Source organism: Ramlibacter sp. WS9, from assembly GCF_003797765.1.
Classification (GTDB): domain Bacteria; phylum Pseudomonadota; class Gammaproteobacteria; order Burkholderiales; family Burkholderiaceae_C; genus Ramlibacter.
This window is the reverse complement of sequence record NZ_RKMB01000164.1, coordinates 1-406: the sequence shown is the minus strand read 5'-3', so window position 1 is coordinate 406 and position 406 is coordinate 1. Positions and strand designations below refer to the sequence as shown.

1 protein-coding gene is annotated in these 406 nt (G+C 68.2%); it reads right to left on the bottom strand.

From position 1 onward, the window contains the following. On the bottom strand, window positions 1–251 hold a 251-nt coding region (locus EEB15_RS33470), incomplete at its 3' end, for an acyl-CoA dehydrogenase family protein (protein WP_132549212.1). Window positions 252–406: the final 155 nt, after the last annotated feature.

The following is a 406-nucleotide window of genomic DNA, read 5'->3' as shown; positions in this document are numbered from 1 at the left end:
GTGCCGGAGTTGCCGCCGCAGCGGTTGACTTCCTCCAGGATCACCGAGGCCTCGGCCAGGCCCAGGCCGGAACCGCCGTACTCCTCCGGGATCATTGCCGAGAGCCAGCCGGCGTCGGTCAGGGCCTTGACGAAGGCCTCGGGAAAACCGCGCTGCTCGTCGATGCGGCGCCAGTAGGCGGCGTCGAATTCGGCGCAGAGGGCACGTACGCCCTCGCGGATCGCGTTCAGCTCTTCGCTGTTCGGATTCATCGGTGACTCCTCGATTCTTGTCGTTGGATGGGCGCTGGGGCCCTTTCAGTCGAATTCCACGTCGCCGCGCTGGGCCAGGCCGGCGCCATTGCCGACCCATACCTCGGCCTTGCCGGCAGCGAGCAGGCGGCCACCGACCTCGAACGGCTCGGGAC